This window comes from Enterobacter sp. 22466 (genome assembly GCF_052044775.1).
GTDB classification, from domain to species: domain Bacteria; phylum Pseudomonadota; class Gammaproteobacteria; order Enterobacterales; family Enterobacteriaceae; genus Enterobacter; species Enterobacter dissolvens.
In genome coordinates this window covers 105,841-119,230 of the sequence record NZ_JBQENX010000008.1, presented here as the reverse complement: position 1 = coordinate 119,230, position 13,390 = coordinate 105,841, and the positions used below count along the sequence as shown (strand labels likewise).

The window sequence follows — 13,390 nt, the reverse complement described above, 5'->3', positions numbered from 1 at the left end:
TTAAGGAAGAGTCATTTCTTACCTGAGGTTAGGACGGGACTAAGTGGAAGCCCGTTCAGGTCACATTAAAGTCGTCCCAGGCGCTTAAAAAGGGCGACATAAAAAACAGGATGAATACCATGTCCGATCGTGTGGATAGAGACGTGATTAATGCGCTTATTGCGGGTCATTTTGCCGACCCCTTTTCTGTGCTGGGGATGCACCAAACAGAGGCGGGACTGGAAGTCCGTGCGCTGTTACCGGATGCCACAGAAGTGTGGGTTATCGAACCTAAAACCGGCCGCAAGGTAGGCAATCTGGAATGCCTCGACTCGCGTGGCTTCTTCTCGGGCGTCATGCCCCGTCGTAAAAACCCTTTTCGTTATCAACTCGCCGTCATCTGGCACGGTCAGCAAAACCTGATCGACGATCCCTACAGTTTTGGTCCGCTGTTACAGGAGATGGATGCCTGGCTGCTGTCTGAAGGTACCCATTTACGCCCGTACGAAACGCTGGGCGCCCATGCGGATACGATGGACGGCATCACCGGCACGCGGTTTGCCGTGTGGGCACCTAACGCCCGGCGCGTCTCCGTTGTCGGGCAGTTCAACTACTGGGATGGTCGCCGTCATCCGATGCGCCTGCGTCGGGAAACGGGCATCTGGGAGCTGTTCATCCCCGGCGCGCAAAACGGTCAGCTCTATAAATTTGAGATGATCGACGCCCACGGAAAGCTGCGCATTAAAGCGGACCCGTACGCGTTCGAAGCGCAGATGCGCCCGGATACTGCCTCGCTGATTTGCGGGCTGCCGGAAAAAGTGGTGCAGAGCGAGGAGCGCAAACAGGCCAACCGTTTCGATGCCCCCATCTCCGTGTATGAAGTGCATCTCGGATCCTGGCGACGCCACACCGATAACAACTTCTGGCTCAGCTACCGGGAGCTTGCCGATCAGCTGGTGCCGTATGCCAAATGGATGGGCTTTACCCACCTTGAGCTGCTGCCAGTCAATGAGCATCCATTTGACGGAAGCTGGGGCTACCAGCCAACCGGGTTGTATGCCCCGACGCGCCGTTTCGGCACGCGCGACGATTTTCGCTATTTTATCAATGCCGCACACGCCGCCGGGCTGAACGTGATCCTCGACTGGGTGCCAGGCCATTTCCCGTCTGATGACTTTGGTCTGTCCGAGTTTGACGGTACGAAGCTGTACGAGCACAGCGACCCGCGCGAAGGCTATCACCAGGACTGGAACACGCTTATCTACAACTACGGTCGCCGTGAAGTCGCGAACTACCTCGTCGGGAATGCGCTGTACTGGATCGAACGTTTTGGCATTGATGCCCTGCGCGTGGATGCGGTGGCATCGATGATTTACCGCGACTACAGCCGTAAAGAGGGGGAGTGGATCCCGAACGAATATGGTGGTCGTGAAAACCTGGAAGCCATCGAATTTTTGCGCAGCACCAACCGCATTATTGGCGAGCAGGTTGAGGGCGCGGTGACGATGGCGGAAGAGTCGACTGACTTTGCCGGTGTTTCGCGTCCACCGTCCATGGGGGGCCTGGGCTTCTGGTACAAGTGGAACCTGGGCTGGATGCACGACACGCTCGACTATATGAAGCTCGACCCGGTCTATCGTCAGTACCATCACGACAAACTCACCTTCGGGCTGCTCTACAACTACACCGAAAACTTCATGCTGCCGCTGTCGCACGATGAAGTGGTGCACGGTAAAAAATCCATCCTCGACCGGATGCCGGGCGACGCGTGGCAGAAGTTCGCCAACCTGCGCGCCTACTACGGCTGGATGTTCGCCTTCCCGGGCAAAAAACTGCTGTTTATGGGCAATGAGTTCGCCCAGGGGCGGGAGTGGAACCACGATACCAGCCTCGACTGGCATCTGCTGGAAGGGGGCGATAACTGGCATCACGGCGTACAGCGACTGGTGCGTGACCTTAACCTGACCTACCGCCACCATAAAGCGCTGCACGAGCTGGACTTCGATCCCTACGGTTTTGAGTGGCTGGTGGTGGACGACAACGAACGCTCGGTGTTTGTCTTTGTGCGCCGGGATAAAGCGGGCAACGAGATTATTGTCGCCAGCAACTTTACGCCGGTACCCCGTCATCATTACCGCTTTGGCATTAATCAGGCCGGTAAGTGGCGCGAAATCCTCAACACCGATTCCATGCATTACCACGGCAGCAATGCCGGTAACGGCGGATGGGTCCAGAGCGATGCCATCGAAAGCCACGGGCGCCCCAACTCTCTGAGCCTGACGCTGCCGCCGCTCGGTACCATCTGGCTGGTGCGGGAGGGCGAATGACGCAGCTTACGGCAGGTAAACCCGAACCGCTCGGGGCGAGTTATGACGGAAAGGGGGTCAATTTCACCCTCTTTTCTGCTCACGCGGAGCGGGTCGAACTCTGTGTGTTTGATGGTGAAGGTAATGAACATCGTTACGATTTACCGGCACGCACCGGGGATACCTGGCACGGCTACCTGGCCGGCGGGCGGCCTGGAATGCACTACGGTTTTCGCGTTCATGGTCCCTGGGAGCCTTCTCAGGGGCACTGGTTTAACCCGGCGAAGCTGCTGATTGATCCTTGTGCCCACCGCGTGGAGGGCGAATTTAAAGATGACCCGATTTTCCACGCCGGCTATGGGGAACCCGACCACCGCGACAGCGCCCATATCGTCCCGAAAAGTGTGGTGGTGGGTGACCACTACGACTGGGAAGACGATGCCCCGCCGGGCACGCCGTGGGGCAACACCGTTATATATGAGGCCCATGTAAAAGGGCTGACCTACCTCCATCCGTCTATCCCCAAAGAGATGCGCGGCACCTATAAGGCGCTCGGCCATCCGACCATGATCGCCTATCTGAAACACCTCGGGATCACCGCTCTGGAGTTGTTGCCCATCGCCCATTTCGCCAGCGAGCCTCGCCTGCAGCGGCTGGGGCTGAGCAACTACTGGGGCTACAACCCGCTGGCAATGTTTGCGCTCGACCCGCGCTATGCCGTCCACCCGGACAAGGCGCGGGATGAGTTTCGCGATGCGGTGAAGGCGCTTCATGCGGCGGGTATCGAAGTGATTCTGGACGTGGTGCTGAACCACAGCGCGGAAAGCGATCTCGACGGTCCGACGCTCTCCATGCGCGGAATTGATAACCGTAGCTATTATTGGATCAGAGAGGATGGTGATTACCACAACTGGACCGGTTGCGGTAACACGCTCAACCTCAGCCATCCGGCGGTGACGCATTTTGCTTATGCATGCCTGAAATATTGGGTGGAAACGTTCCACGTCGACGGTTTTCGTTTTGACCTGGCGCCGGTGATGGGGCGCACGCCGGCGTTCAGCCAGCAGGCGCCGCTGTTTGAGGCGATCAAAAACTGCCCGGTGCTCTCGCAGGTGAAGCTGATTGCCGAGCCGTGGGACATTGGTGAAGGCGGCTACCAGGTGGGCAATTTCCCGCCGCTGTTTGCCGAATGGAACGACCATTATCGCGATGCTGTACGCCGATTCTGGCTGGCGCGAAATCTGTCTCTGGGGGAGTTCGCCGGACGCTTTGCCGCTTCCAGCGATCTGTTTAAACGCGATGGCAAACGACCTTCTGCCACCGTCAACCTGGTGACCGCGCACGACGGTTTTACGCTCCGGGACTGCGTTTGTTTCAATCAGAAACACAATGAGGCAAATGGCGAGGAGAATCGCGATGGCACTAACAATAACCATAGCTTTAATCATGGTATAGAAGGGTTAGGCGGAAGCCTGGACGTTATCGAACGGCGACGTGCCAGCGTGCATGCGCTGCTGACCACGCTGCTGTTGTCGCAGGGCACGCCGATGCTGCTGGCAGGGGATGAACATGGCCACAGCCAGCACGGTAACAACAATGCGTATTGCCAGGACAACACCTTAACCTGGCTCGACTGGGGAGAAGCGAACAGCGGCCTGATCCACTTTACCGCAGCGCTGATCCATCTTCGCCAGCAGATCCCCGCGCTCACCGCCAACCGCTGGTGGGAGGAGGGCGACGGCAACGTTCGCTGGCTGAATCAAGACGCGCAACCGTTAAGCGCGCAAGAGTGGCAACACGGTGTACCGCGCCTGCAGATCCTGCTTTCGGATCGCTGGCTGGTTACGCTGAACGCGACGGATGACGTCGCAGAGATTGTTTTACCTGACGGGGAATGGCGCGCCGTTCCCCCCTTTGCCGGAGCGGATAATCCGGTAGTAATGGCTGTCTGGCACGGGCCTGCGCACGGAGTGTGCGTATTCCAAAGATGATAAAAAAGGAGTTAGTCATGGTTAGATTAGAGAAGAACGATCCCTTAATGTTGGCACGCCAGCTCCCCTTAAAAACGGTTGCCCTGATCCTCGCTGGCGGGCGCGGAACCCGTCTGAAAGATTTGACCATCAAGCGCGCCAAGCCGGCTGTTCACTTTGGTGGTAAGTTTCGAATTATCGATTTTGCACTGTCCAACTGCCTGAACTCCGGTATTCGCCGCATTGGCGTCATTACGCAGTATCAGTCGCACACCCTGGTGCAGCATATTCAGCGCGGCTGGTCATTCTTCAGCGAAGAGATGAATGAGTTTGTCGATCTCCTGCCTGCCCAGCAGCGTGTTCACGGTGAAAACTGGTACCGCGGCACCGCTGATGCGGTGACCCAGAACCTCGATATCATTCGCCGCTACAACGCGGAGTACATCGTGATCCTCGCCGGGGACCACATCTACAAGCAAGACTACTCCCACATGCTCATTGACCACGTCGAGAAAGGGGCGCGCTGCACCGTGGCGTGTCTGCCGGTGCCCGTTGCTGAAGCGACGGCGTTTGGCGTGATGCACGTGGACGCGGACGATAAAATTATCGACTTCGTTGAAAAACCGGCCAACCCGCCCACCATGCCGGGAGATGACACCAAATCGCTCGCCAGCATGGGGATCTATGTCTTTGATGCAGATTACCTTTATGAGCTGCTGGAAGAAGACGACAAAGACGAACACTCCAGCCACGACTTCGGCAAAGACATCATTCCAAAAATTACCAAAGCTGGCATGGCCTATGCACATCCTTTCCCGTTGTCCTGCGTGCAGTCAGATCCGAATGCGGAACCTTACTGGCGCGATGTGGGAACCCTGGAAGCGTACTGGAAAGCCAACCTCGATCTGGCCTCCGTCACGCCTGAGCTGGATATGTACGACCAGAACTGGCCGATCCGTACCCATATGGAATCCCTGCCGCCAGCGAAATTCGTGCAGGACCGCTCCGGCAGCCACGGCATGACGCTGAACTCACTGGTCTCCGGCGGGTGCATTATCTCCGGCTCGGTGGTGGTGCAGTCGGTGCTGTTCCCGCGCGTGCGTATAAACTCATTCTGTAATATCGATTCGGCGGTGCTGCTGCCGGATGTCTGGGTCGGGCGTTCGTGTCGTCTGCGTCGCTGCGTGATCGACCGTGCCTGCGTCATTCCTGAAGGAATGGTGATTGGTGAAAACGCGGAAGAAGATGCACGTCGCTTCTACCGTTCTGAAGAGGGGATCGTGTTAGTCACACGGGAAATGTTGCGGAAGCTGCAGATCAAACAGGAGCGATGATGCAGGTTTTACATGTATGTTCTGAGATGTTCCCGTTGTTAAAAACGGGCGGCCTGGCGGATGTTCTTGGTGCATTACCCGCGGCGCAAATCGCCGGCGGAGTCGATACCCGAGTCCTGCTGCCCGCCTTCCCGGATATCCGGCGCGGCATTCCCGATGCAAAGGTGGTGACGCGCCGTGACACCTTCGCCGGACGCATCACCCTGCTGTATGGACATTACAATGGCGTGGGCATTTACCTGATCGACGCGCCGCACTTATATGACCGGCCAGGTAGCCCGTATCACGATACGAACCTGTTTGCCTATACCGACAACGTGCTGCGTTTTGCGCTGCTCGGTTGGGTTGGGGCTGAAATGGCGGTAGGGCTGGATCCGTTCTGGCGCCCGGACATTGTGCACGCCCACGACTGGCATGCGGGGCTCGCTCCGGCGTACCTGGCGGCGCGGGGCCACCCGGCGAAGTCGGTCTTTACGGTGCATAACCTGGCGTATCAGGGCATGTACTACGCCCATCACATGAATGAAATCGATCTGCCATGGTCGTTCTATAACATGCATGGGCTGGAGTTTAACGGGCAGATCTCTTTCCTGAAAGCCGGGCTTTATTATGCCGATCACATCACGGCCGTGAGCCCGACCTACGCCCGTGAAATCACGCAGCCTGAGTTTGGTTACGGCCTGGAAGGGTTGCTCCGTCAGCGCCATCGTGAAGGGCGTCTGTCGGGTATCCTCAACGGTGTCGATGAGCAGATCTGGAGCCCCGAGACCGATCTGCTGCTGGCGGCCCGCTATGGCCGTGATTCCGTGGAAGATAAAGCGGAAAACAAACGCCAGCTACAGATTGCGATGGGGCTGAAGGTTAACGACAAAGTGCCGTTATTCGCGGTGGTGAGCCGTCTGACCAGCCAGAAAGGGCTGGATCTGGTGCTGGAGGCGTTGCCGGGTCTGCTGGAGCAGGGCGGACAGCTGGCGCTACTCGGCGCGGGCGACCCGGTATTGCAGGAAGGATTCCTGGCGGCCGCGGCGGAACACCCGGGGCAGGTGGGCGTGCAGATTGGCTATCACGAAGCGTTCTCGCACCGGATCATGGGCGGCGCGGACGTCATCCTGGTACCGAGCCGTTTCGAGCCCTGCGGCCTGACGCAGCTCTACGGCCTGAAATACGGCACCCTGCCGCTGGTACGCCGCACGGGCGGGCTGGCGGATACCGTATCTGACAGCTCGCTGGAAAACCTGGCGGACGGTATCGCCAGCGGGTTTGTCTTTGAGGACAGTAATGCCTGGTCGCTGCTACGGGCGATTCGGCGTGCTTTCGTCTTGTGGTCCCGTCCGTCGCTGTGGCGTTACGTTCAACGCCAGGCGATGTCCATGGACTTTAGCTGGCACGTTGCGGCGCAGTCATACCGCGATCTCTATCAACGCTTGATGTAACGAGGCGAAGTTACTGATATGAACGCTCCTTTTAGCTACTCTTCACCCACGCTCAGCGTTGAGGCGTTAAAGCACTCTATCGCCTATAAGCTGATGTTCACCATCGGGAAAGATCCGGTTATCGCCAACAAGCACGAGTGGCTGAACGCCACCCTGTTTGCGGTGCGTGACCGCATGGTCGAACGCTGGCTGCGCTCCAACCGCGCCCAGCTCTCACAGGAAACGCGTCAGGTTTATTACCTGTCGATGGAATTTTTGATTGGCCGCACTCTGTCTAACGCGCTGTTATCGCTGGGTATTTATGACGATGTAAAAAGCGCGCTGGAGGAGATGGGGCTGGATTTAGAAGAGCTGATTGACGAAGAGAACGACCCTGGCCTCGGTAATGGTGGTCTGGGGCGACTTGCTGCCTGCTTCCTGGATTCACTGGCGACGCTGGCCCTGCCGGGCCGTGGCTACGGTATTCGCTACGACTACGGTATGTTCAAACAGAACATCGTTGACGGGCGTCAGAAAGAGTCCCCGGATTACTGGCTGGAATACGGTAACCCGTGGGAGTTTAAACGCCACAATACGCGCTACAAGGTGCGGTTTGGCGGGCGTATTCAGCAGGAAGGGAAAAAGTCCCGCTGGGTGGAAACCGAAGAGATCCTCGCTGTCGCCTATGACCAGATCATTCCCGGTTATGACACCGACGCGACCAATACGCTGCGTCTGTGGAACGCGCAGGCCAGTAGCGAGATCAACCTGGGTAAATTTAACCAGGGCGACTACTTCGCGGCGGTGGAAGATAAAAACCACTCCGAGAACGTCTCCCGCGTGCTCTACCCGGACGACTCGACCTATTCCGGGCGTGAGCTGCGCCTGCGTCAGGAGTATTTCCTCGTCTCCGCGACGATTCAGGACATCCTCAGCCGTCACTATCAGCTGCACAAGACCTACGCGAACCTGGCGGAAAAAACCGCCATTCACCTCAACGACACCCATCCGGTGCTGTCGATCCCGGAGCTGATGCGTCTGCTTATCGACGAGCATAAGTTCAGCTGGGACGACGCGTTCGAGGTGACCTGTCAGGTCTTCTCCTACACCAACCACACGCTGATGAGCGAAGCGCTGGAAACCTGGCCGGTGGATATGCTCGGCAAAATTTTGCCGCGTCACTTGCAGATTATCTTCGAGATCAACGACTACTTCCTCAAGACGTTGCAGGAGCAGTATCCGAACGATACCGGCCTGCTGAGTCGCGCTTCTATCATTGATGAATCGAACGGTCGCCGCGTACGCATGGCCTGGCTGGCGGTGGTGATCAGCCACAAGGTGAACGGGGTGTCAGAGCTGCACTCGAACCTGATGGTGCAGTCGCTGTTTGCGGACTTTGCGAAGATCTTCCCGACGCGTTTCTGCAACGTGACCAACGGGGTTACGCCGCGTCGCTGGCTGGCGCTGGCAAACCAGCCGCTTTCTGAGGTGCTGGATGAACACATTGGCCGCACCTGGCGAACCGATCTCAGCCAACTGAGCGAGCTTGAACAGCATATTGATTTCCCGGCGGTGAACAAGGCCGTACGGGAAGCCAAACTGCTGAACAAGAAACGTCTGTCAGTCTGGCTGGCGCTGCATCTGAACGTGGTGGCGAACCCGAAAGCGCTGTTCGACGTGCAGATCAAGCGTATTCACGAGTACAAGCGCCAGCTGATGAACGTGCTGCACGTCATTACGCACTATAACCGCATCAAGGCCGATCCGTCGGCGGAGTGGGTACCGCGCGTGAAGATCTTTGCCGGTAAGGCGGCGTCCGCCTACTACATGGCGAAGCACATTATTCACCTCATCAACGATGTGGCGAAGGTGGTCAACAACGATCCGGATATCGGCGACAAGCTGAAGGTGGTCTTTGTTCCTAACTACAGCGTCAGCCTCGCGCAGCTGATCATTCCGGCGGCCGATCTCTCTGAGCAGATCTCCACGGCGGGGACGGAAGCGTCCGGCACCAGTAACATGAAGTTTGCCCTTAACGGTGCGCTGACCATCGGCACGCTGGACGGGGCGAATGTCGAAATGCTGGAGCACGTGGGGGCTGAGAATATCTTTATCTTCGGGAATACCACGGAAGAGGTGGAGGCGCTGCGCAAGAAGGGCTACTCGCCGCGTGAGTATTACGAAGAGGATGAGGAGCTACGTCAGGTGCTGACGCAAATCGCCACCGGGGTGTTTAGCCCAGACGAGCCTGGGCGCTATCGGGACCTGGTGGATTCGCTGATTAACTTTGGCGACCACTATCAGGTGCTGGCGGATTACCGCAGCTACGTGGATTGTCAGGACAGGGTGGACGAGCTGTATCGTCAGCAGGAGAAGTGGACCAGCGTCGCGATGCATAACATCGCCAATATGGGGTATTTCTCGTCAGACAGGACCATCAAGGAGTATGCCGAGACGATCTGGCATATCGATCCGGTGCGGTTATAAAAGCAAAACGGCAACCCTGGTTGCCGTTTTTAGTGTTTGTTCCCTCTCCCGGTGGGAGAGGGGCAGGGTGCGGGCATCAGCCCGCACCGATCGCATCACGACGCCAACGACAGCTCACGCTTTCCCGCATGCTGCAGCAACCACTGCGCCACGCGAGACTGCTGTTCGGCGTTCAGCCACATTCCCTCTTTGGTACGACGCCAGATGGCATCATCCAGACGGCGAACCCACTCATGTTCCACCAGATAGCGCAGTTCGGCTTCGTACAACTCGTGGCCAAAATGTTCGCCCAGGTCGGCAATCTCTTTCGCGTCACCCAGGATCAATTCCGTGTTGCTGCCGTAGGTACGGGCATAGTGGCGCGCCATGCCTTCGGTGATGAACGGGTAGCGACGACGCAGTTTCGCAGCGTAATCATCGCGGTTACCGGCAATTTCCCCGCCAGGCAGTACCGCGCCTTTGGTCCACGCCGGGCCAATGCCTTTGTAGTACGGCGCCAGTTTTTCCAGCGCGTGCTCAGCCAGCTTACGGTAGGTGGTGAGCTTGCCGCCAAACACGGAGAGCAGCGGTGCCTGACCGTCCACGTCGTGAATATCGAGCGTGTAGTCGCGGGTAATCGCCTGCGGTGAGTCAGATTCGTCATCGCACAGCGGACGCACGCCGGAGTAAGTCCAGACCACGTCATCGCGGGACAGCTGTTTCTTGAAGTGCGCGTTATACACCTTCAGAAGGTAGCTCACTTCGCTCTCGTCGATCTCGACGTTTTTCGGATCGCCTTTGTACTCCACGTCGGTGGTGCCGATGATGGAGAATTCGTCCATCCATGGGATCACAAACACGATGCGCTTGTCTTCGTTCTGCAGAATGTAGGCCTGCTTCTGGGTGTGCACGCGTGGTACCACAATGTGGCTGCCTTTGATCAGGCGGATACCGTACGGAGAAGGCAGATGCATCCCCTCGTCGAAGAACTGTTTCACCCATGGGCCGGTGGCGTTGACCAGACCGCGCGCTTTCCAGCTGAACTTCTCGCCGGTATCCACGTCTTCCGCTTCGACGATCCACAGGCCGTTTTCACGGCGCGCAGCGGTGGCGCGGGTACGGGTTTTCACTTCCCCGCCTTTCTTCTCAACCATCTGTGCGTTGGCCAGCACCAGACGCGCATCGTCCACCCAGCAGTCGGAATATTCGAAACCGCGCACGATTTCAGGCTTAAGGACCGATTCTGAGCCAAAACGCAAACCGGTTGAACCCGGCAGGCTGGTGCGTTTACCCAGATGATCGTACATAAACAGACCGATTCGAATCATCCACGCCGGACGCAGATGCGGGCGATGGGGCAGGCGGAAGCGCATCGGGATGGCCAGGTGCGGTGCCATCTTCAGCAGCACTTCACGTTCGGCCAGCGCTTCACTGACCAGGCGGAATTCGTAGTGCTCCAGGTAGCGCAGGCCACCGTGAATCAGTTTGGAGCTGGCGGACGACGTCGCGCAGGCGAGGTCGTTAGCTTCCAGCATCAGTACGGATAATCCGCGTCCTGCGGCGTCTGCCGCAATACCGGCACCGTTGATGCCACCGCCTATCACAATCAGATCTTTGGTTTCCATAACACCCTCACGCACTTTCGTTAAAGCTCAGAAATGTTCGATATCGCTCATAATAGCAAAGGAACGCGCTTTTGGTAACATCAAAAAAACAATTTAGAGTGATATGGATAACATAATGGCGTTTACCCGCCGCCAGGACGTACACTACGGGGTAAAATAGTGCGACTAACTTTTCTCCCTCTCCCCGTGGGAGAGGGCTGGGGTGAGGGCATCAGAGCGCACCCAACCTGAACAACAGAAAGAGAACACCATGGATCAGTTTGAATGTATTAACGTAGAAGAAGCCCACCAGAAGATGCACCAGGGAACGGCGGTGCTGGTGGATATCCGCGATCCGCAGAGTTTTGCGATGGGCCACACCCCGGGTGCGTTCCACCTCACCAACGATACGCTGGGCGCGTTTATGCGCGATAACGACTTCGATACGCCGGTGATGGTGATGTGCTATCACGGCAACAGCAGCAAAGGTGCGGCGCAGTACCTTATTCAGCAGGGCTATGATGCGGTCTACAGCGTCGACGGCGGTTTCGATGCCTGGCATCGTCATTTCCCGGCAGAAGTGGAATACGCTTTTGAGCGCTGATCCCGCTATACTGTCCCCTTTTGTGTGGAAATAAGCGACCGCCGCCCATGTTGATGATCACCTCTTTTACCAATCCGCGCGTCGCCCAGGCGTTTGTCGACTATATGGCAACCCAGGGCATCATCCTGACCGTTCAGCAGCACACGAAAACCGATGTCTGGCTGGCGGATGAAAGCCAGGCCGATCGCGTGAATGCGGAACTGGCCCGCTTTCTTGAGAACCCCGCCGATCCCCGCTACCTGGCCGCGAGCTGGCAGTCCGGGCAGACGGGGAGCGGACTGCATTACCGGCGCTTCCCTTTTCTTGCCACCATTCGCGAACGCGCAGGTCCGTTTACGCTGCTGCTGATGGCGGCCTGCATTATCGTCTTCATCATTATGAACGTGGTGGGCGACCAGAGCGTGATGATCGCCCTTGCGTGGCCATACGACCCGTCTCTGGATTTTGACGTCTGGCGCTATTTCACCCACGCGCTGATGCACTTCTCGGTGATGCATATTCTCTTCAACCTGCTGTGGTGGTGGTATCTCGGCGGGGCCGTGGAGAAGCGTCTGGGCAGCGGCAAGCTGATTGTTATCACCATTATTAGCGCCCTGCTGAGCGGCTATGTGCAGCACAAATTCAGCGGCCCGTGGTTCGGTGGTTTATCCGGCGTGGTGTATGCCCTGATGGGCTATGTCTGGCTCAGGGGGGAGCGCGACCCCGAAAGTGGCATCTATCTGCAGCGCGGATTGATAACCTTTGCGTTAATATGGCTAATTGCCGGATGGTTTGATCTGTTTGGTATGTCTATCGCCAATGGTGCGCACGTCACCGGGCTGGCCGTCGGGCTGGCAATGGCGTTTGCCGACACGCTCCATGCGCGAAAACGAACATAATTCCCAGGGATATTTCATGAAACAAACACAACGTCATGACGCCATTATCGAACTGGTAAAAAAACAGGGATACGTCAGTACTGAAGAGCTGGTGGAACAGTTTGCCGTCAGCCCACAAACCATCCGCCGCGACCTGAACGATCTTGCCGATCAAAACCGTATTTTGCGCCACCATGGCGGGGCGGCGCTGCCGTCCAGCTCGGTCAACACCTCGTGGCATGACCGCAAAGCCACGCAAACGGCAGAGAAAGAGCGCATCGCCCGCAAAGTCGCCACCCAGATCCCCAACGGGGCGACGCTGTTTATTGATATCGGCACCACGCCAGAAGCGGTCGCCCATGCGCTGCTGGATCACGAAAACCTGCGCATCGTGACCAACAACCTGAACGTGGCCAATACCCTGATGCAGAAAGACGATTTCCGCATCATCCTCGCCGGGGGCGAACTGCGCAGCCGCGACGGCGGCATCATTGGCGAAGCGACGCTCGATTTTATCTCTCAGTTCCGTCTCGACTTCGGCATTCTGGGGATCAGCGGCATCGACAGCGACGGGTCGTTGCTGGAGTTTGATTATCACGAGGTGCGCACCAAGCGCGCGATCATTGAAAACTCACGTCACGTGATGCTGGTGGTGGACCACTCCAAATTTGGCCGTAACGCGATGGTGAACATGGGCAGCATCAGCATGGTGGATGCGGTCTACACCGACGTGATGCCGCCGGCGGGGGTGCTGCAGGTGATTAAGGATAATAATTTGCAGTTAGAGTTATGTTGAGAAGCCATTCTCCCTCTCCCTGTGGGAGAGGGCCGGGGTGAGGGCATCAGACCGCATAGGAC

At 57.5% G+C, this 13,390-nt stretch carries 9 protein-coding genes; 8 read left to right on the top strand and 1 reads right to left on the bottom strand.

Features of this window, described 5'->3' with window-relative positions; all coding sequences use genetic code 11:
- Positions 1 to 119: 119 nt before the first annotated feature.
- Genes glgB through glgP form a run of 5 tightly spaced genes read left to right on the top strand, consistent with a single transcriptional unit; the run spans position 120 to position 9,488 of the window.
- Entirely contained in the window at positions 120 to 2,306 is a 2,187-nt protein-coding gene (glgB, locus tag ACTJJI_RS19545) for a 1,4-alpha-glucan branching enzyme (RefSeq protein ID WP_050860015.1), read from the top strand.
- A complete protein-coding gene (gene glgX / locus ACTJJI_RS19540) occupies positions 2,303 to 4,276 on the top strand; it encodes a glycogen debranching protein GlgX (RefSeq protein ID WP_440655252.1) in 1,974 nt (657 codons plus the stop codon). Before glgB ends, glgX begins: the two co-directional genes overlap by 4 nt.
- A gap of 17 nt (positions 4,277 to 4,293) precedes the next feature.
- Positions 4,294 to 5,589, top strand: coding sequence for a glucose-1-phosphate adenylyltransferase (gene glgC / locus ACTJJI_RS19535; RefSeq protein WP_013099110.1), 1,296 nt, complete (start codon positions 4,294 to 4,296; stop codon positions 5,587 to 5,589).
- Positions 5,589 to 7,022, top strand: coding sequence for a glycogen synthase GlgA (gene glgA / locus ACTJJI_RS19530; RefSeq protein WP_014833572.1), 1,434 nt, complete (start codon positions 5,589 to 5,591; stop codon positions 7,020 to 7,022). Before glgC ends, glgA begins: the two co-directional genes overlap by 1 nt.
- 18 nt (positions 7,023 to 7,040) lie before the next feature.
- Positions 7,041 to 9,488 carry a glycogen phosphorylase gene (glgP, locus tag ACTJJI_RS19525; protein WP_050860012.1) on the top strand — a complete coding sequence of 816 codons (2,448 nt, stop codon included), beginning with the start codon at positions 7,041 to 7,043 and terminating at the stop codon, positions 9,486 to 9,488.
- 95 nt (positions 9,489 to 9,583) lie between these two features.
- Here the strand turns inward: glgP and glpD are convergent, their stop codons facing one another.
- Positions 9,584 to 11,092, bottom strand: coding sequence for a glycerol-3-phosphate dehydrogenase (glpD, locus tag ACTJJI_RS19520; RefSeq protein ID WP_014833570.1), 1,509 nt, complete (start codon positions 11,090 to 11,092; stop codon positions 9,584 to 9,586).
- A gap of 250 nt (positions 11,093 to 11,342) precedes the next feature.
- Here glpD and glpE point away from each other — a divergent pair, with 250 nt between their 5' ends.
- Genes glpE through ACTJJI_RS19505 form a run of 3 tightly spaced genes read left to right on the top strand, consistent with a single transcriptional unit; the run spans position 11,343 to position 13,328 of the window.
- Positions 11,343 to 11,675, top strand: coding sequence for a thiosulfate sulfurtransferase GlpE (gene glpE, locus ACTJJI_RS19515; RefSeq protein WP_014833569.1), 333 nt, complete (start codon positions 11,343 to 11,345; stop codon positions 11,673 to 11,675).
- A 47-nt stretch (positions 11,676 to 11,722) separates the two neighbouring features.
- On the top strand, positions 11,723 to 12,553 hold the full coding sequence (gene glpG / locus ACTJJI_RS19510) for a rhomboid family intramembrane serine protease GlpG (protein WP_050860010.1): 831 nt from the start codon (positions 11,723 to 11,725) through the stop codon (positions 12,551 to 12,553).
- Positions 12,554 to 12,569: 16 nt separating this feature from the next.
- Complete coding sequence (locus ACTJJI_RS19505; protein ID WP_014833567.1) at positions 12,570 to 13,328, top strand: DeoR/GlpR family transcriptional regulator; 759 nt, start codon at positions 12,570 to 12,572, stop codon at positions 13,326 to 13,328.
- The last annotated feature ends 62 nt before the right edge of the window (positions 13,329 to 13,390 follow it).

Bases quoted from the DNA above. Each gene is read 5' to 3' on its own strand.
- glpD (WP_014833570.1), bottom strand. From the start codon at position 11,092: ATGGAAACCAAAGATCTGATTGTGATAGGCGGTGGCATCAACGGTGCC.
- glpE (WP_014833569.1), top strand. From the start codon at position 11,343: ATGGATCAGTTTGAATGTATTAACGTAGAAGAAGCCCACCAGAAGATG.
- glgX (WP_440655252.1), top strand. From the start codon at position 2,303: ATGACGCAGCTTACGGCAGGTAAACCCGAACCGCTCGGGGCGAGTTAT.
- glpG (WP_050860010.1), top strand. From the start codon at position 11,723: ATGTTGATGATCACCTCTTTTACCAATCCGCGCGTCGCCCAGGCGTTT.
- glgC (WP_013099110.1), top strand. From the start codon at position 4,294: ATGGTTAGATTAGAGAAGAACGATCCCTTAATGTTGGCACGCCAGCTC.
- glgA (WP_014833572.1), top strand. From the start codon at position 5,589: ATGCAGGTTTTACATGTATGTTCTGAGATGTTCCCGTTGTTAAAAACG.
- glgB (WP_050860015.1), top strand. From the start codon at position 120: ATGTCCGATCGTGTGGATAGAGACGTGATTAATGCGCTTATTGCGGGT.
- glgP (WP_050860012.1), top strand. From the start codon at position 7,041: ATGAACGCTCCTTTTAGCTACTCTTCACCCACGCTCAGCGTTGAGGCG.
- ACTJJI_RS19505 (WP_014833567.1), top strand. From the start codon at position 12,570: ATGAAACAAACACAACGTCATGACGCCATTATCGAACTGGTAAAAAAA.